16 protein-coding genes are annotated in these 18,177 nt (G+C 47.5%); 12 read left to right on the plus strand and 4 right to left on the minus strand.

The features are described from left to right. Positions 1-80: 80 nt before the first annotated feature. From PQG66_RS20410 to PQG66_RS20435, 6 genes are all read left to right on the plus strand, one after another. Positions 81-764 carry a response regulator transcription factor gene (locus tag PQG66_RS20410; RefSeq protein WP_272039645.1) on the plus strand — a complete coding sequence of 228 codons (684 nt, stop codon included), beginning with the start codon at positions 81-83 and terminating at the stop codon, positions 762-764. A gap of 50 nt (positions 765-814) precedes the next feature. Then, complete coding sequence (locus PQG66_RS20415; RefSeq protein WP_272039646.1) at positions 815-2,329, plus strand: HAMP domain-containing sensor histidine kinase; 1,515 nt, start codon at positions 815-817, stop codon at positions 2,327-2,329. Between the two features lie 97 nt (positions 2,330-2,426). Beyond that, entirely contained in the window at positions 2,427-3,341 is a 915-nt protein-coding gene (locus PQG66_RS20420) for an ABC transporter ATP-binding protein (protein WP_272039647.1), read from the plus strand. Next, a complete protein-coding gene (locus tag PQG66_RS20425) occupies positions 3,338-4,054 on the plus strand; it encodes an ABC transporter permease (RefSeq protein ID WP_272039648.1) in 717 nt (238 codons plus the stop codon). The genes PQG66_RS20420 and PQG66_RS20425 overlap by 4 nt, the downstream gene beginning before the upstream one ends. Before the next feature lies 1 nt (position 4,055). Next, positions 4,056-4,790, plus strand: a complete 735-nt coding sequence (locus tag PQG66_RS20430; protein ID WP_272039649.1) for an ABC transporter permease — start codon at positions 4,056-4,058, stop codon at positions 4,788-4,790. 304 nt (positions 4,791-5,094) lie between these two features. After that, entirely contained in the window at positions 5,095-7,806 is a 2,712-nt protein-coding gene (locus tag PQG66_RS20435) for a PAS domain-containing hybrid sensor histidine kinase/response regulator (RefSeq protein ID WP_272039650.1), read from the plus strand. 113 nt (positions 7,807-7,919) lie between these two features. Here PQG66_RS20435 and PQG66_RS20440 read toward each other — a convergent pair whose 3' ends face one another. Then, complete coding sequence (locus tag PQG66_RS20440; RefSeq protein WP_272039651.1) at positions 7,920-8,873, minus strand: L-lactate dehydrogenase; 954 nt, start codon at positions 8,871-8,873, stop codon at positions 7,920-7,922. A gap of 544 nt (positions 8,874-9,417) precedes the next feature. Between PQG66_RS20440 and PQG66_RS20445 the strand changes: the two genes are divergently transcribed. From PQG66_RS20445 to PQG66_RS20460, 4 genes are all read left to right on the plus strand, one after another. Then, entirely contained in the window at positions 9,418-10,125 is a 708-nt protein-coding gene (locus tag PQG66_RS20445) for a hypothetical protein (RefSeq protein WP_272039652.1), read from the plus strand. Positions 10,126-10,313: 188 nt separating this feature from the next. Then, positions 10,314-11,144: a serine/threonine protein kinase gene (locus PQG66_RS20450; protein ID WP_272039653.1), complete on the plus strand. Its 831-nt coding sequence runs from the start codon at positions 10,314-10,316 to the stop codon at positions 11,142-11,144. A gap of 569 nt (positions 11,145-11,713) precedes the next feature. Further along, positions 11,714-12,460 carry a type I methionyl aminopeptidase gene (gene map, locus PQG66_RS20455; RefSeq protein WP_272039654.1) on the plus strand — a complete coding sequence of 249 codons (747 nt, stop codon included), beginning with the start codon at positions 11,714-11,716 and terminating at the stop codon, positions 12,458-12,460. A 245-nt stretch (positions 12,461-12,705) separates the two neighbouring features. Then, positions 12,706-13,719, plus strand: a complete 1,014-nt coding sequence (locus PQG66_RS20460) for an NADP-dependent oxidoreductase (RefSeq protein ID WP_272039655.1) — start codon at positions 12,706-12,708, stop codon at positions 13,717-13,719. Positions 13,720-13,861: 142 nt separating this feature from the next. On the opposite strand, the gene PQG66_RS20465 is transcribed toward PQG66_RS20460, so the two are convergent. The 3 genes from PQG66_RS20465 to PQG66_RS20475 all read right to left on the minus strand — a co-directional run bounded on the left by PQG66_RS20465 (position 13,862) and on the right by PQG66_RS20475 (position 16,050). After that, positions 13,862-14,347, minus strand: a complete 486-nt coding sequence (locus PQG66_RS20465; RefSeq protein ID WP_272039656.1) for a CcdC family protein — start codon at positions 14,345-14,347, stop codon at positions 13,862-13,864. A 405-nt stretch (positions 14,348-14,752) separates the two neighbouring features. Further along, positions 14,753-15,328 carry a TetR/AcrR family transcriptional regulator gene (locus PQG66_RS20470; RefSeq protein ID WP_272039657.1) on the minus strand — a complete coding sequence of 192 codons (576 nt, stop codon included), beginning with the start codon at positions 15,326-15,328 and terminating at the stop codon, positions 14,753-14,755. Continuing rightward, on the minus strand, positions 15,325-16,050 hold the full coding sequence (locus PQG66_RS20475) for an MBL fold metallo-hydrolase (RefSeq protein ID WP_272039658.1): 726 nt from the start codon (positions 16,048-16,050) through the stop codon (positions 15,325-15,327). Before PQG66_RS20475 ends, PQG66_RS20470 begins: the two co-directional genes overlap by 4 nt. A 431-nt stretch (positions 16,051-16,481) precedes the next feature. Between PQG66_RS20475 and PQG66_RS20480 the strand changes: the two genes are divergently transcribed. Together PQG66_RS20480 and PQG66_RS20485 are read left to right on the plus strand one after the other, a co-directional pair. Continuing rightward, positions 16,482-16,937: an RrF2 family transcriptional regulator gene (locus tag PQG66_RS20480; RefSeq protein ID WP_272039659.1), complete on the plus strand. Its 456-nt coding sequence runs from the start codon at positions 16,482-16,484 to the stop codon at positions 16,935-16,937. Positions 16,938-17,227: 290 nt separating this feature from the next. After that, positions 17,228-17,854, plus strand: a complete 627-nt coding sequence (locus tag PQG66_RS20485; protein ID WP_272039660.1) for a nitroreductase family protein — start codon at positions 17,228-17,230, stop codon at positions 17,852-17,854. Positions 17,855-18,177: the final 323 nt, after the last annotated feature.

Genomic DNA, 18,177 nt, shown 5'->3' on the forward strand with positions numbered 1-18,177 from the left:
TGAGTAGTTCATGCAGATGCGACATTTCTTCCCAGATACATCATTAACCCAAAGGGAATGGAAAGGAAACGAGTACATAGATGAAAACCAAACTGTTATACATTGAGGACGATAGGGAAATAGCGTCATGGGTGAGAGAGGACTTGCAGGAACGCGGATATGAGGTCGTCTGGCTCGAAAGCGGGGAAGGTGCAACGGAGGCAGCGGCAGATTGCTCACTGGTGATACTGGATGTGATGCTGCCCGGACTGGACGGATTCACGGTCGGTCAGCGTTTGAAAAAAGAACATCCTGCCGTGCCCATCGTCATGCTGTCAGCCAGAACGTCGATTGATGACAAGTTACATGGACTTGAATTTGCCGATGATTATGTAACCAAGCCTTTCCATCCCGATGAGCTTGCTGCGCGCATTGAAGTTCAACTTCGAAAGGCCGGCACGGTGGTATCAAGTGATGCGGTGCTTAAAATGGATCATCTTTTGATATATGAACAGGATAACCGAATCATCAATGAGCAGACAGGAGAAGAGATTGTTCTGTCAGGTAAACAGTTCCACATCTTTGCTTACTTGTTAAGACATATGGGTATGATCCGAACCAAAGAACAGATCTATGAGGCAGTTTGGAACGAGCCTTATCTGGAAGGGGACAAGACTTTAATGGTACATATCCGGCATCTGCGCGAGAAGCTGGAGATAAATCCGGCCAATCCAGTCATCATTCAGACGGTACGCGGTGTGGGTTATCGTGTAAAGAAGCCATGATCAGGTGGCTTAGAGAACGGAAGGCAAGGAAGAATGAGCGGAACAGGAACATGGATCAGCCTGTCCGTCAAAAGATGAAGTTCAGGCAATCCCTGATGTCCAGATACATGCTTCTGATTTTGGCAGGCGTACTGTTTGTACCGGTTATCGTGCCGCTGGTCGCTACAACTTTTGTTATTATCATCACGAATACAAATCCTAGTAAAGAAGCACCTTACGGCGACGCTAAGCGAATTACCGATATGTGGATAGAAGAGTCTAAAAATCTGGATGGTGCGTCGGATCAAAACATCAATATGCGAATGAAGCAGCTTCAGGAAAAGTATCCCCAATCGGCTATGTATCGTGTAGATGCGTCAGGCAAAACAGTATACGTACTTGGTGGAGAGGAAGCCGAGTTATTCAAGGGAAAATCATCCGAGAATGCACAGGGTATGCCTCAGACCTCCGAAACAGATGTTATTCTGAGATGGCCAATGGGATCTGGGGAGTCAGAAGAAACCCGTATTCCCGCAACATGGACAGCGAATGATACAGTGCAATTTATGAAAGAAGCATCTTATCGTAATCCTCTGACGGTTATTTCTTATATTGGAGGAGGAGATGTTAACAAAGGACAGGGGTTCATCGTAATTGAAGTCCCTCGTAAGCTTATTCAAACTTCTCCCAGAAACGGGGCAATGGAATTCATCTATTTTGGTGTAGTGATGCTGATTGTTTTTATGATATTTATTGTCTTGTCCGTTCTGTTTTTTGCTAAAATTCGCAAAAGGTTAGTTCGCTTGCAGACAGCGATGGTCGCTCCGGGTAAGGAGGGCATACCGCGTCCAGTGGACATTCGGAGATGGGATGAGATCGGACAATTGGAGGAATCCTTTAACCAGATGGTGCATCAATTAACGAGTAGCCGTCAGCGTGAACGGGAGGAAGAGAAGCTTCGCAAACGGCTTGTTGCGGGATTATCACATGACCTGAGGACTCCGCTGACGGTTATTCGCGGGCATATGCATTCACTGCATAAAGAGAATCTGAGTGAGCAAGGCGATAGAGCGCTGATTCGTATGGAAAACAAGATACAGGATCTCGATGAATTGATCGATAACATGCTCTCGTATAACCTTCTAACTAGTGGGAGATATACGTTGAAGTTGGAGCAGAGAGATGTGCTGCGGCTGACTAGAGAAGCTGCTGCTTCATGGTATCCGGTATGGGAGAACGAGGAGTTTGAGATTGATGTCGACCTGCCAGAAGATCCGTTAATCTGGGCTGTGGATGAGCAGGGGATGCGACGTGTACTGGATAATTTGTTTCAAAATGTAGTTCGTCATGCTGCGTCTGGAAAGTACATTCGTATCTCGACAGATCAGATCGAGGGTCACACCGCCATTGTGATTGAAGATCGCGGGCCAGGAATCCAACAAGATTCGGGGACTAAAGGGACAGGGCTTGGGCTGACCATCGTAGACTTGCTGATTCGTGAGATGGGTCTACGCAAGCGAGTGGATAGCTCCGATAAAGGTGTCCGAACGTATCTATATACCGGAAAAGACCGTTCGGAATATTGATTTTAAATAACGTAGAGTCTTTTTTAAACTAAACTTAAACTTGGGTGTATGCTTGCTTTAACCTTGGAGGGTTACGATGGTTCCGAGGTGATTAATCGTGAGCGAAAATATTATTCAAACCGCGAATTTATGGAAAACGTATAAAGACCGGGCAGCGGTCCGGGAACTCGATCTGCATATTAAAAAGGGAGATATTTACGGCTTCCTCGGTCCGAACGGGGCCGGAAAAACAACAACCATCCGAATGCTTCTGGGGCTGATTAAACCGACCAAAGGAGTCATCCGAATCTTCGACAAAGATATTCGCAAGGATCGGATGGATATTTTGCGCCGTGTAGGTTCTCTGGTAGAGTACCCTTCCTATTACGGACATCTGAATGCAGTAGAAAATCTGGAAGTGTTACGCCGCATTATTAATGTGCCCAAGTCTAGGATTGCTGAAGTGTTGGCAATCGTTGATCTGACCAAAGATGCGAAACGGGCTGTCAAAGGGTATTCACTCGGAATGAAACAGCGTCTAGGCATTGCCAGTGCGTTATTGGGTGATCCGGAATTGCTCATTTTGGATGAGCCGACAAACGGACTGGACCCGGCGGGTATTCAGGAGATCCGAGAACTCATCAAACGTATGCCACTGGAGCATGGTATAACGGTTCTTGTATCCAGTCACTTGTTGAGCGAAGTAGAGCAGATGGCGAGCCGCGTCGGCATCATTCGGGATGGGAAAATGGTTTTGCAGGATACGATTGCGAATCTGCATAGTCAGACAGGCAGCTCGATCAGGCTGACGGTATCAGAACCCGAGGGAGCGATGAAGTTGGCTCGGGAACAGGGACAATTTGGTCAGAGACAAGGATCGGCACTCACGTTTCCTTACATGGAAGATCATGCAGTTGCCCTCCTTGTTCGCCGCTTAATCGAGCAGAATCATGATGTGTATCGGGTAGAGGAGCAAAGACAGTCTTTGGAGGATCTCTTCATGCGTGTCATTGGCGAGGGGGCTTCAATATGACTGGACGTGCTTTATCATCCGATTGGCTTAAGATTCGTGGCAAAGGCATCTGGTTTCTCGTGTTTCTCGCCCCACTTGGATTAACAGCCATGCAGGCACTGAATTTCGGATTGCGTTTGGATTATTTGAAAGAGCAGTATGCAGGCAACCTGTGGGGAGGATTGCTAGAGAACGTTATTGTTTTTGTGCCCCTTGCTCTGATGCTGGGGGCAACCATTCTGAGTTCCATGATTGCAGGGATTGAACATGAACAAGGCTCATGGAAACAATTGCTGGCTCTCCCCATTCCTAGACCTGCAGTTTATCTGGCAAAGTTTCTGCTAGCTTGTATGCTGCTTATCGTCTCTTGTGTGTTATTGACAACAAGCGTCGTCGGACTTGGACTAATCTTTGGCTTCGATGCCAAAGACATACCGTGGGCGCAGGCACTGAAGTTGGGACTCATGCCGCTGGCTGGCGCACTACCTGTGCTATCGATTGAATTATGGTTAACCATGGTATCCAGAAATCAGGCCCTTCCTGTTACATTTGGTATCGTGCTTGCCATAACGGGTATGTTCTCGCTCAGCCTCTCTCCACAATTCCCGCTTGCATGGTCACAGATGGCGTGGAGTGCCCCTAATCCATATCTATATGCTGGGATGGGTGTAGCGTTAGGGATTGTGATTATGCTGGCAGGTATGATGCACTTCAGCCGGAAGGATGTGGCCTGATATGAGCTTTACAGCGACCTACTTTCGTATTTTATCTGCTGAACGGTTGAAAATGGCTAAATCGCCTGTCTGGCTTCTGATTCTAATTAGTCCGCTCATCGCATTGCTCATCGGTCTCCTATCTTCTACATCAGGGGACTGGAACGTTTTGATGTCTGTCATGGTTATGCTGCACGGGATGCTGCTGTTACCTATGCTGACAGGCGTGTTCACCTCATTTGTGTGCCGATTCGAACATGCGGGGGGTGGCTGGAAACAGCTTCTCGTCCTGCCGCTAACGCGTACCGCTGTGTATCTCGGCAAATTCACCATTGTAATGGCACTCCTTACGGGTACGCAGCTGCTACTACTGGGAAGTATCTTGCTGACGGGAATGATCCAAGGGATGCCGGAACCTGTTCCTTGGGGGTTCATTCTAGGCAAACTGCTACTTGGACTTGTGGCCTGTGTACCGCTGACAGCCCTGCAGATGTTTGTATCTCTGATCTGGAGCAGTTTTGCTGCACCATTAGCAATCAATTTTGCGCTGACCATTCCGAATATGTTAGTCGTGAACTCAGCCACGTATGGCCCCTATTATCCTTGGGCGCAGCCGATGATTCTGATGGTCCCTTTTGACGGCCCAGGTTTCGGTGTTTACAATGTTCCGCTAAGTTCACTGATGACCGTGGTGGGAGGCAGTGCTGTATTATTTATAACGATTGGTATCGTTTATTTCTCCAAGAAGGAAGTATAGTCTATACGGTCATAAATTAGAATTCGTCTGAGGTTGCACATACCATTTGTAGTTGGTATGTAGGCAACCTTAGTTTAATTTTAAAACATAAAAGCTTGCAAAAACCCAATCCCATCATTTTTCATCTCCATAGATGTGAATTTTATCCTCTTTTATAGGCAAAATCACACGATAATCTGGTAAAATAAAAAAAGCTGTTTCTAGTCAGGCGTACATGGTTATTCGAGGGTAAGCCTGTTACAGTCCGAAATAGCACATGCGAAATGTGAGAAGAAGATATGGCTGGGAAAAGAGGGGTAGGCCTTTGGATCGTAATAAAACGGAAACCCTGAAACGAATTATTTCTGAGGGGAGCTCTTACCGATCATTGTATTTTAACCACCCGGATGCAATCTATGTCATGGACATTGAGGGGAATCATGTGGATGCAAATCCATCCTTTGAGCGTTTATCCGGCTACAAAATTGGAGAGCTTGCAGGGGTGAGTCGGGATCGCATCAGCCCGCCTGAGAGTGAGAAGAGACGAACACAATTCATCGAAGAAGTGTTGGCTGGACATTCAGTCAGTGAATCGAAGATGGCCTTTTATCATAAAGATGGATCTGTGAAACATGCACAGGTTACTTATATTCCGATTACAGAAGGTGAAGAGGTCGTCGGCATCTATGGTATTGCCAAGGATGTAACAGATAAGGTGTTAATTGAACAGGAGCTTCAGGAAGCGCAAGAGAAGTATCAGGCGCTCGCAGAGCATGCTCAAGATCTGATTACGACCTGTACCGTTAATGGAGAACTTCTGTATGTCTCACCATCTGTACGTACACTGCTGGGCTATGAGCCCGAGGAAGTCACAGGAAAATCGTTTAAGTCGTACTGTTACCCGGGCGATTACCCCGATTTGGTAAAGCTCTCGAATAACGGGAACGGGTGCAAAATGAGAGTGCTCCATAAGGATGGTCATTATATCTGGATGGAGACGCTGGCGAAGCCCGTAGCTGGAGAGCAAGGAAAGGCAACTCAAATTGTTAGCATCAGCAGGGATATTACACAGCATAAAGATGCGGATATCCGGCTTCGTGAGAGCCGTCAGCGATACAAGTCCTTGTTTGAATATAATCCGGCTGCGGTGTATTCCTTGGATCTCCACGGAAAGTACAGTGCAGTGAACAGCAATATGGTTCATATGCTGGATATCCCGCGCGATCAACTGCTTGGACAGTCTTTTTTATCGAATCTGGATAAAAGGGAAATACCAAAAGGCAAAAACTCCTTTGAGCTCGTGAAGAAAGGAAAGCCTCAATATTATGAGACACGTGTGGTCAATGCCAGCGGTCGAAAGATTGAAGTTTCGGTAACCAATGTACCGATTATTGTGGATAAGGAAATGGTTGGCGTCTACGGTATTCTATCCGATATAACGGAGCGTAAGGAGTACACAGAGCGCATTCAAGAGCTGAGCAAGCAGCACGAGTTGATCCTTAACACCGTTACGGAAGGAATCTACGGTTTGGATGCAGATGGTATAACGATGTTTATGAATCCGGCTGCAGCTTCAATGTTTGGTTATGAGGCCCATGAATTCATTGGGAAAAGTTCACACCCGATTATTCATCATTCCCGTGCAGACGGTAGCTATTTTCCAAGAGAGGAATGTCCAATTCATATGACAGTAATGGATGGACAGGCTCGTTCTGTGGCGGAAGATGTGTTCTGGAGAAAAGATGGCAGCAGCTTCCTTGTTCAGTATCAAGTTACACCAATTATTGATGAGGGGCAGATTCGCGGGGCCGTCGTTGTATTTAATGATGTTACGAGTGAACGTGAAATTGTTCGTGCGAAAGAGACGGCTGAAATGGCTGCACAGGCCAAGTCTGAATTCCTTTCACTCGTCAGCCACGAAATCCGGACACCTATGAATGGTATTGTGGGTATGACAGAGCTACTGGTAGGGACGGACTTGTCAGAGGAGCAACGTGAGTACGCTCAGATTATTCAAGAGAGCGGCGATGCTCTGCTGAACATTTTGAATGATATTCTGGACTTCAGTAAGCTGGAGTCTGGTAAAATGGCACTGGCTTATGAGCCGTTCTCATTGCGCAAAATGTTAGAGCAAGTCGCGGAACTATTCAAACCGCGAGCAGATGAGAAACATCTGGATATTCGTTTTCGGTTGAACCCGAATATCCCTGACTATATGGCAGGCGATTCGATGCGAATTCGTCAAATTCTGGTAAACCTTGTGGGCAATGCGCTGAAGTTTACCGATCAGGGAAGTATTGATGTCACTGTGGATATCATTAGAGGCAATAAGCCAGAGGATACCGTACTTGATTTTGCTGTGGAGGATACGGGAATCGGGATTCCAGCAGATAAGCTGGATCAGCTGTTCCAATCATTCTCTCAGCTTCATCCGGTTATTAACCGTAAGTATGGCGGCACAGGGCTGGGACTCGTTATCTCCAAAAGACTTGTAGAGATCATGGGCGGCAGCATCAGTGTCGAAAGTACTGAAGGCAAAGGCTCTATTTTCCGGTTTGCCATTCCGACTACACGTGTCGAGGCATCTGGAGAAGAGTCAGCAAGTCAGTTCCAGCATGACCGTACACGTCAAAGTGACAAGGTTTCGATGCGTATTCTCGTCGCGGAAGATCATCCGGTGAACCGGAAGATTTTGCAGGAATATTTGGAGAAGCTGGGTTATCAAGCTGATGTGTGCACTAATGGTGTGGAAGCCATTGATGCCATCTCGCAGAATGTCTATGATATTGTACTTATGGACATTCATATGCCTGTAATGGACGGGCTCAAAGCGACGAATCTGCTACATCGATTGATTCCACAGGATCGAATCCCTCCAATTATTGCCGTAACAGGCAACACGAGACGGGAAGACAAGGAAGCTTGTCTACAGATCGGAATGCGCGATTTCATCAGTAAACCGGTTATGTTGAGTGAATTGAAGCGTGTTCTACAGCAATGGGGTCCATCTGATGAGCCGCGGCTCGCACCCAATTAATAGGTAGATCCGTGTAGTTGAAAACAACCTTAAATATCCTCCAACCATGGGGAGGATTTAAGGTTGTTTTTTTGTTCTGTTTCGTAGTCGGGATCGTCGGGACCTTCAGAAACTCAGGCGATAGTCAGCCGATTAATATTCCCCGACAGAATTTCGCAGGAGCGCTCAAACTTCTCATATTCAGTCGGGTCCAGATTCAATTCAATAATCTCCTGAATGCCACCTTCCCCGATGATCGCAGGCACTCCTGCACACACGTTCCGTTGTCCGTATTCACCTTCCAGAATAGCGGAGACAGCAATAATTTTATGCTCATCATTCAGAATAGATCGGGTAATATGGGCAAGAGCATTGCCGATACCAAATTGGGTTGAGCCTTTGCGAGTGAAAATCTCCCAGCCAGCATCTTTCGTTTTTTTGGCGATATCGTCCAGATCGAGATGTTTAAAACGTTCCTTATGCTGATCGAGAATATGCAGAATAGGCTTACCTCCAATGGTAACATGTGACCAGGCAACAAATTGTGACTCTCCATGTTCACCGAGTGCGTAGCCATGTACGCTGCGCGGATCGATAGAGAACACCTCAGAAAGCAATGTTTTGAGCCGTGAGGAATCAATGGAGGTTCCCGTCCCGATCACACGTTCACGGGGTAATCCGGATAATTTCCATACCATGTATGTCACAATGTCCACGGGGTTGGCTGCGACGACAAAGATGCCATTGAAACCACTGTCCATAATCGGCATTACGATATCTTTGGCGATGGCCTCCGCTTCCTCCAGAACATCCAGTCTCGTCTGGCCTGGCTTCGGATTGGCACCAGCAGTCAATATGATGACATCCATATTGCCACAATCGGCATATGTGCCTGCATACACTTTGGTTCGATGATGTGTAAAATCCATGCAATGGGAAAAATCAAGAGCTTGTGCTACAGCACGGTTATATGTCCGATCGACCATCATAATTTCTCTGCTTATCGATTGATTGATCATCGAATAGGCACAACTAGAACCAACAAGACCTGCCCCAATAACCGCCACTTTACCTGATTTTCCTAACACTGCCTTCAGCCTCCGTTTACATTGAATTTATCGATGACTTGATCATTCTTATGTTAAGTATAGTCCTTCATTTTATGCTGACACTCAATTCTACGTTACATAAGATAACACATGAATAGGCTATACAGCAATGATTCTCTTTGTCGCGGGAGCGTATTGGAGTAACGGAGTGAACAAAGTTGACATGTAGTGATGTGTAACAAATTTAGACAGCATTTGCAGATGCTTTTTTCGACACGACATCATTCCTGTAACTTGTCGGATGCAGGGACATTTTTGCGAAACATAGCCCTGACAAAAGTTCTTATGAATCCCTAGAAACAGAACTAAACCGTCAAAGGGTTCTGCAGGCTCATCGACGAATACATACCGACAAGCAAAGTGAGAAGCACTGACGGATTGGTGATGTGAGTTGTTGTATGGTTCAGTCATTGTCCATTGTTGCATGCAAGGGAAAGGTTACCCGATCCGATGACAGTTCGTTGCAGGAACGCTGATGCCGTTATTTTGCAAGCCCAAAAGACTTCATACCGGGAGGGAATTCATGATGATTGTAGAAGCAGGAGTAACGACAGAAACGGCCAAGAGCCTGGGAATAGGTGCCAGCACTCTTCGTAAATATGCGGCAGCACTCGAAGAGCAAGGATATCGCTTCGAGCGTGCTGCTAATAAATCCAGATTGTTCAAAGCGGATGATATTGAGTGCATTGAACGTCTAATGACGGAGCTACGGGAGCACAATCTGCCGCTGGCTGATGCAGTAATTACCGTGTTATCTCCGCCAGAAGGGCATACAGAACAAAGCTCAGTACAAGCCACAGATGAACAGCAATTAGAATTAGAGCAGGAATGCGCAGTTACCAGCGAAGAACAGTCAATATCAACTCCGTTAACGTCGCTGGAACCGGAGCAGCATGGACAGATGAGATCCTACGAAGGTCTGGGCCAGCTTGTAAGTGAGGTTACCTACGGTGCGGTAGAACCCCAGCAGGAAGAGGATAGTCTTGTCCAGGTGCTGCAACATCGTGTGGATGAACTGGAGCTGACACTTCAGCATCTGGCAGAAACCCATCTGGTTCTCCAAGAACAGATGGAGAAGCAGCGTCAGTGGATGAACGAAAAGCTGGAGGAGGAACGGGATCGGGAACTGGTCACGAATCTGCGCAGCTATCAGGGACGAAAACGGAAATCCAAGGTCACTTCCCTTCGCATGTTATTTGGACTGCTGCCGAAGAAGCATAAGGAAGCATAAGAAGGACTAAGGAAGAGTAAAGGGAAATAAGAAAGGATGAGGGGAAGCCTCATCCTGAGTTATGCTTTATCGTGATTTCACCTATAGAGCCTGCTATAATTAGCTCCAATACAACATGAAGTCCAGCCGCTGATCAGCATTCTTTCAAATGATGAGAAACGAGATCGGAGATGAACCTGAGAGCTGGCATGGGAGGCAACGTGGAGCTGGGGCGAAGCTGGCAAAGATGGATTGGAATATTTACCGATCGCCCAAGGCGGCAAGGGACAAGTATCGGGGATCGTTATGTGATACGGGAGCTGCTGGGCATGGGGAGTTATGGGCTGACTTATCTGTGTATGGATCAACAGTCTGGAAGGGAAGTTGCGTTGAAGGAGTCAAAGCCCAGTAAGGGGAAGCTTGCGGCACGACTGCTAGACCGGGAAGCGGATGTGTTGCAGCACCTGCATCATCCTGCGATTCCTAAGCTTCTGGACACCTTTAGAGTCCAGAAACGAAATTATATCGTGACCGAATATGTTCGGGGGCAGACGCTGGAGCAATTAATATTTGAGCAGGGCCAGCAATATACCGAGCTTGAATGTTTGGAACTGGCCACACAGCTACTGGCTCCAGTCGCTCATGTGCATGAGCAAGGATACATTCACGGAGATGTACGAATCCCGAACGTCATTTTACGAGAGGGACGAGTGCATTTAATTGATTTTGGCCTGGCAAGACGCTTGGGGGAGCCGTTGTTGCCAGAGCTGAAGCGGCGAATGAAGACTGTGCCTGAGCCGGAAGATGAACCAGCTATACCAGACCAGGATCTGCAGGATATCGGTCATTTTCTGCTTTTCATGCTCTATTCCGCCTATGAGCCTCAGAAGGGTGTTGCCCCTGCCAGCTGGCAGGAGGAGCTTCAACTTACGCCTGAACTGCATGAGATGTTGGAGCGGCTGCTTGGTTTACGTCCTGAATATGCAGGCGGAGCAGGAGAGTTGCTCCGTGAGATGGAACGTTTGAAACTGTTGCTGTAAGTGCAGAAGAGCGGAGTCATCATTCGTAAAAATATAAAGTAGGGGTGTTCAGCCAGCCGCAGATGCGGTATTGGCGGAACACCCCTTTGTTATGACTTAACATTTTGACGCATATGGTAAGGCGAAATGAAGGTTAAAGCTCTCTACTTTTTAGCTGGAGCTGTATTTTCTGCTTTTGTAATAACTCGATCCGTGGCGCGGATCCCTGTACTTCATATCGGAGGAGGAATAACGCTTATAACTTCGTTTGCCAGAGGAGCTACTGTATTTTTTATAAGAACGTCTATGGGAAGAGCTGTACCGTTTGTGATGAGATGATGATTTGGAGTCGATGAGTTTGCCAATGAGCTTTCTGAACATGAGTGATTCACCCTTTCGCTTTCAGCTATTTTATGCTAATACGTGGCATAAGCAGGACGGGTTTCGTGTTTTTGAGAAAAAAAGTATTCATCTATTCATCGGCAGGCGTATAATAGGATGTTGGTTAAGTTATCGGAATTTTTTATTTTGAGCGTTTCGCGTTACAATAGAAGACAGGATTAGATCATAACGGACAAGGAGTAGTTGGCATGATCACTATTAAGACCAAAGAACAGATTGAATATATGAGAAAAGCGGGTGAGATTCTAGCTGCTTGCCATAGAGAAATTGCAAAACTGATTCGCCCAGGGATCACAACCCAAGAAATTGATCAGTTCGCGGAAGCATTTATTAAGAAAAATGGCGCAATACCGGAGCAAAAGGGATACAACGGGTACCCATATGCGACATGTGCGTCGGTTAATGACGTGATTTGTCACGGCTTTCCGGGGAAATATGTGCTGAAAGACGGTGATATCGTCACCATCGACATGGTGGTTAACCTGAACGGCTGGCTTGCTGACTCGGCTTGGTCTTATGCTGTAGGGAATGTAAGCCCTGAAGCGCAGAATCTGCTGGATGTGACGAAAAACTCTCTATATAAAGGGATCGAGCTTGCCGTTGTAGGCAACCGAATCGGTGATATCTCGAATGCGATCCAGACCTATGCTGAAGGAGAAGGTCTGGCTGTCGTCCGTGAATTTATCGGTCACGGTATTGGGGAGAAAATGCATGAAGAGCCGCAGGTACCCCACTATGGTCCACCGCATCGTGGCCCGCGTCTCAAGGAAGGGATGGTCATCACGATTGAACCGATGTTGAATATCGGAACGTTCCGCAGCAAGCTGGACTCCGATGGGTGGACAGCGCGCACACAAGACGGAAGTTTGTCTGCTCAGTATGAACATACCATCGCGATTACAGCAGATGGCCCGGTTATTTTGACTGCACAATAAAATTCGTTTGAGCGGTCTTCATCAAGTTGTCTGAGAAGTGTTTTAATAGTGAAGAACCCCTGATATGGGGAGTTGAAAAATGTACAGTGTAATGATAGTTGTATCTTTTTGGGCGGCCCACGTTTGTGATCCGCCTGTTTCGGTTTAAACTATTATGAAAGTTAACATAGAGCCAGTGGTGTATCGTTTCACTGCAGATGACAAGGGCTAACCTTGAAGCCACTGGGAATCAGGAGGTTATTTTAATGACTGTAAATAAACAGATCGTACTGGCGTCCCGCCCTGAGGGGGCTCCTTCCAAAGAAAATTTTGAATTCGTTGAGACACCGCTACCTGAACCGGAAGCAGGACAAGTGCTGGTTCGTACATTATATTTGTCAGTTGATCCGTACATGCGGGGACGAATGAAAGATACGAAATCGTATGCACCGCCTTATGCCTTGAATGAAGTGATTAAAGGGGGCGCTATCGGCCAAGTTGTAGAATCATCCGAGCCGAATCTGCGTAAAGGTGATCTGGTGACAGGCATGTGGGGCTGGCAGCAATATGCTGCGGTCAATACCACCGACCTGTCGTTGATTGACTCCGAAGAGGCTCCAATCACAGCCTATCTGGGTGCACTGGGCTTGACCGGTTTGACTGCGTATTTTGGCATGGAAGATATCGGCAAGCCCAAAGATGGTGAAACGGTTGTTGTCTCTGGTGCAGCAGGAGCTGTAGGCATGATCGCAGGCCAAATTGGTAAAATTGTTGGTGCACGTGTCGTTGGTATCGCAGGTTCCGACGAAAAATGTGCGTATCTAAGAGAGAAACTGGGTTTCGACGTGGTGCTCAATTACAAGACAGAGCAGGATATGTCTGCAGCGATTGAAAAAGCCTGCCCGAACGGAGTTGACGTCTATTTCGACAATGTTGGCGGTGACATCTCGGATGCGGTGTTACGTCATATCAACCGGAATGCGCGTATTCCACTGTGCGGACAAATCTCGTCCTATAATCTGGAGAAGCCGGATATCGGCATGCGTCCGCAGACACTGCTGCTCACCAATACGGCACTGATGAAAGGTTTTCTGCTCGGCGATTATGCGAAGTCCTTCAAAGAAGGTCGTGCCAAGCTGGCGAAGTGGATTCAAGAAGGCAAGCTGTTATATGAAGAAAACATTGTAGAAGGTTTCGAACGGACACCGGAAGCTTTCATGGGTCTTTTCTCCGGAGAAAATCTGGGTAAACAACTGGTGAAGGTGGCAGATCCTCAATAGTGGGCTTGTTTTAAATAAGGCAAAATAGAAAGTAAGGAAAAAAGACACGTTCTTGGCACCGATCAGTGGTGGTTGGAACGTGTCTTTGTGTATTGCTCGGGGTTACCACTGGCTCAATAACGAGAGCAGGGAAAGATAGATTCTAGGTTTGAACAGCTAGCACTTCCTTATAATGCTTATACATATAAACACGCCAGTGAACAATCATGCCAAATGCCAGCAGGAAGAACAGGCCGCCCGTCTGTGGTATGCTGACATATTGTTGGATGACTTCATGTAGAATCAGGCGCACAGCCAGTAGTCCTAGCAAGATAAAGGCAAAACTTCGAGAACGTGTGGCAAAAATCTCTTCGCCTACGCGTTCGAACTTGGTACTGCGAATGAGCGGATACGAGAAAATAAACCAGCCGACCAGAAACGCGATGAGCGCCCACAGCCATGGAACACGCGTATCCGGGACAACAAACATAAAAAAACCTGTGCTCATGCCGAGCGGCGGAATAATAATTTTGCGAATGGTGACTGGCCGGTGGCTGGCTTTCATTCGGATGAAGATGGCAAGCAAGGCCATGACAAGCATGCCAACAGTCGCCCCAATCTGAAGATAGTACGGAGAGATTTGAGCCACGTGAACGCCCTCTTTCTATAATGATATGTAACCCGATACACCGGATGAGGTACAAATATTTAAAATTTTTTTCAGTTCCTATTATAGCACAAACGCTGAAGCTCGATAGAATGCATTCATTTTAAAATCTAACTGGTACGGATCAGTTTTCAATTAGAAAATATGTAATAATATTCCCACTATGATAGTCGTTTATTCGAATAAGGGAAATTGTAGCAGAAATGAAGAGGAGCAGAGCATAATCCGAATGGTGAGGAGCAAAGTGTGGCTCAAATGAAAAGAAACACCGTGTGATCTAGAAGATTCACACGGTGCAAGAACCATGAGGGGTTGTCCGGCTTGCTCAGGCCAATGCCTGTTATTCCAAACCCAAAACCTTATGCTGCCTGGTCGGGGAGGTTCTGGTTATACGTCTTCGGAAAGATGGCGAAGCCCATGGAGAAAGGCGGTTACGGTCAGACGCAGACTGTCGTCTGGACTGAAATCCATGCCGAAGCCGTCTTGTGCCTCAACCGAGGCAAAACCATGGCAGAGGCTGCGCAATCCCCTCACCGCATGCAAGGCCTGTGCTTCGGTGAGAGGGTATGGCTGCAGGGTGTGCAGCAGCATGTTCAGCAGAGCTGTTTTGCATGCCACGAGCTGAGGTTCGTTCAGATCGGGCGCATGATATGAAGCTTCGTAGAGCCCGGGATGCTGGCGAACGAAGCTCAAGTAGGCGGCGGCAATGGCTTGAATCGCCTCGTCGCCGGTGCGGTCTGCCGCAGCCTCGGTTAGGGCAAGGCCAAGCTGTTGCACGGACATCAGCGCCAGCTCCTGGCGAAGCCCGGGGAGCCCGCTGATGTGGTTGTAGAGCGACGGCGAGCGCACATCCAACCGCTTCGCAAGAGCGGCAAGGGTCAGCGCCTCAAAGCCGTCGCTGTCTGCGATCTGGACTGCGGCGCTGAGCAATGCGCCGCGATCCAGACCTTGCCGGGGGCTCATCGCTGCACCCCGGCTGGTTGCAGTCGCTGCTGTGCATCAGCGACTGCCGCGCGCATGGCCGCCGCGGGCTGGCGTAGCATCCGTCCGTGGCCAACGGCCAGCACGGATGGTTCCAGCTCCGCCAGACGCTTGGCGCTGGCTAGTGCCGCTTCGCGATTCCACGTGGCCAGCGCAGGGAAAGGGAAGAGCGGGCGCACACGGCCAGACACGGCAAGGCCGCCGCGCACCTGATACGCATCGCCGGCGATGAGCACTCGGCTGCGTGTATCCATGAAGGCCATATGCCCCGGCGTATGGCCTGGAGAAGCAATAGCGACCAGCGATCCGATCTGATCGCCATCTTCGAGGAGCCGATCCGGCTTCGTCCGGACGGCTTTTGGCACACTGCCGCGTACCGGGGTCTGCGGCTCGTGTGCCAGAAGTGACGTGTCTCCGGTTAACAGCTTGGCATCTCGGCTGGAGATGCATACTTGAGCATCTGGGAGCACGTCTTTGAGACCATCAAGTGCACCTATGTGATCTGCATGAGCATGGGTGAGGATAATGGTGGTAATCGGTTTTCCAAGAGAGCCCGCTGCTTCGAGGATACCTTTGAGACTGAAGGGCATCCCTGCATCAATCAGGGTTAAACCGTGTTCTTCTTCAACAAGATAGACATTCACAGGGAAAATACGGGGGAAAAAGGTGACCTGGATGACATCGAATTCACGGGTGATACGCATCGGAATTCCTCCTAAAACTAATGATGTTAGTAATATAACTAATGCCATTAGTTTATGCAATAGTTTTATTGGAAGTAATCGGATTCTCCTTAAATCAGACTGAAAATTCTTTTTACAAAAAAAGCGTTTTCAAATTGAAGATTAGCGATTATAATAATCACGTAAGCCCTTTCATATGTCTATCTTATTGGAGCCCTTCGCGAAGCGAAAGGCTCACTTTTTTATGTCAAAGAGCTTGTGTAGTACTCTGAACACAGGATGATTTCAGCAGACGACTGAGGGACTGTAAGTATTGATCTAACAGGAAAATTCATGCCTGACCGGGACCTGGATGGAGATGTTGACAAACATAACTGTTATTCATATAATAACAGTTATACTTACCTTGGATTGAAGTTTATCGGTGTTTTATGCCGGGAAGGGAGTAAGTTATGAACAGCGAATTTACCATTGCGGTACATTGTCTTGTTTTTCTCTCTATGAGAAGCGAGGGTATGGCCAACAGTGAAGACCTGTCACGCAGTGTGGGCACACACCCGGCCAGAGTCCGCAAGGTACTGAGTGTTCTGCGTAAACATGGCTACCTGGCTACGAAGGAAGGTGCGCATGGCGGGTATTTACTTAGCCGTCCAAGTGAAGAGATTAAGCTCGGAGAAGTGTACAGGCTTGTAGCCGGAGGTTCTTTGGGGCCAAGCTGGTGTTCAGGAGAGTCCGGTTCACCTTGTAAAGTATCTTCTAACATGCAGGGTGTGATGGGTGCTATATACGATGGAGGGGAAGAAGCGCTGAGTGCTTATTTCGACCGCATATCCATTCGTGATGTGAAGCAAAGTATTGATCGTGGTGATTGCCCGTTACCATTGGAGAGTTCATCTGCCAAAGAATAATTCTGATTCGTACGTACGGTGAATTGTGAATTCTATATTTTACGTGGCTCATGATGTGTATTAACCAGATCCGGGTGAGAAGTCTGAATTGTAACAACATGCGTATGCTCCGGTGTGCAATGGTCTGAATGAAGAGGGAATTCCGGGCATAACGTGAACACAGATGGGAGAGTTCGTCTGCGCTGATGTTATTTTCGGAAAGCTTATGCTTGAGAGCGCACTGGCTTTCAAGATGTGCTTTGCGGACGTAAAAAACAATAAATTATAAACAGAACTAAGGAGTGGAACACATGTCGGTGACTGAACAAAATGAAACCCTTCGCGTGATTAGCGAACGCCACGCAGTTAAAAAGTATGAAAAAGGTGTTGTAATGCCTGAGGCTGATCTTAACGCGATCCTGACAGCAGCTTCTGAAGCACCGTCTTCCTGGAACCTGCAACACTGGAGATTCCTTGTGATTGAATCCGAAGCAGACAAAGCAAAATTGCTGCCGATTGCTTACGGTCAAAATCAGGTGGTTGACAGCTCCGTGACGATCGCCGTTCTTGGTGATCTGGAAGCAAACCGCAATACCTTTATTTATGATCAGGCTGTTGAAGCAGGTACGTTGCCTGCTGGAGTCCGTGACGCGCTGGTTGGGCAGATCAATGCAGCTTACCAGAGCCCGCAAATCGCTCGTGATGAAGCGATTCGCAACGCTTCGTTTGCTTCTCAGAACATTATGCTTGCAGCACGTTCCCTGGGTTACGACACTTGCCCGATGGGTGGATACAACCCGCAGCAATTGATTGAAACATTCAATATTCCTGAACGCTTCATTCCTACATTGCTGATTACGGTAGGTAAAGCTGCTGAGCCAGCTCGTCCATCCGGTCGTTTCCCATTATCTGATTTGGTTGTAAAAGGTTCTTTCTAAGTCCATCTAAACGAGGATCATAGGCCATAATTCGAAGTGAGTACATTCCCCTTCACGGGGAGTACTCGCTTTTTTGCTTTTTTACCCTGTGCTAACGTGGGAAGATAGAAGATTACTGGCTTATCGAAAACAGGTGACTTCAATGACAACCGTACTCATGCAATTTCTAGTAGAACATCAATTGATAAACTAACTTCATTCAATGGAAACGAAACAAAGATGCAAGCAGAAACGTGACAGATGTTGCATCATATACAGCTCAGGATATACAACTCAGGCTGAACAAACCCCGCAACCTTCCTAGGGAAGAAAGATGCGGGGTT

The sequence above is a fragment of the Paenibacillus sp. JJ-100 genome (assembly GCF_948329825.1).
Classification (GTDB): domain Bacteria; phylum Bacillota; class Bacilli; order Paenibacillales; family Paenibacillaceae; genus Paenibacillus.

What these genes read in the sequence shown, in the direction of transcription:
- PQG66_RS20485 (WP_272039660.1), top strand. Translation starts at nt 17,228, where the DNA reads ATGTCGGTGACTGAACAAAATGAAACCCTTCGCGTGATTAGCGAACGC.
- PQG66_RS20475 (WP_272039658.1), bottom strand. Translation starts at nt 16,050, where the DNA reads ATGCGTATCACCCGTGAATTCGATGTCATCCAGGTCACCTTTTTCCCC.
- PQG66_RS20470 (WP_272039657.1), bottom strand. Translation starts at nt 15,328, where the DNA reads ATGAGCCCCCGGCAAGGTCTGGATCGCGGCGCATTGCTCAGCGCCGCA.
- PQG66_RS20445 (WP_272039652.1), top strand. Translation starts at nt 9,418, where the DNA reads ATGATGATTGTAGAAGCAGGAGTAACGACAGAAACGGCCAAGAGCCTG.
- PQG66_RS20450 (WP_272039653.1), top strand. Translation starts at nt 10,314, where the DNA reads ATGGGAGGCAACGTGGAGCTGGGGCGAAGCTGGCAAAGATGGATTGGA.
- PQG66_RS20410 (WP_272039645.1), top strand. Translation starts at nt 81, where the DNA reads ATGAAAACCAAACTGTTATACATTGAGGACGATAGGGAAATAGCGTCA.
- PQG66_RS20460 (WP_272039655.1), top strand. Translation starts at nt 12,706, where the DNA reads ATGACTGTAAATAAACAGATCGTACTGGCGTCCCGCCCTGAGGGGGCT.
- PQG66_RS20425 (WP_272039648.1), top strand. Translation starts at nt 3,338, where the DNA reads ATGACTGGACGTGCTTTATCATCCGATTGGCTTAAGATTCGTGGCAAA.
- PQG66_RS20415 (WP_272039646.1), top strand. Translation starts at nt 815, where the DNA reads ATGGATCAGCCTGTCCGTCAAAAGATGAAGTTCAGGCAATCCCTGATG.
- PQG66_RS20430 (WP_272039649.1), top strand. Translation starts at nt 4,056, where the DNA reads ATGAGCTTTACAGCGACCTACTTTCGTATTTTATCTGCTGAACGGTTG.
- PQG66_RS20480 (WP_272039659.1), top strand. Translation starts at nt 16,482, where the DNA reads ATGAACAGCGAATTTACCATTGCGGTACATTGTCTTGTTTTTCTCTCT.
- map (WP_272039654.1), top strand. Translation starts at nt 11,714, where the DNA reads ATGATCACTATTAAGACCAAAGAACAGATTGAATATATGAGAAAAGCG.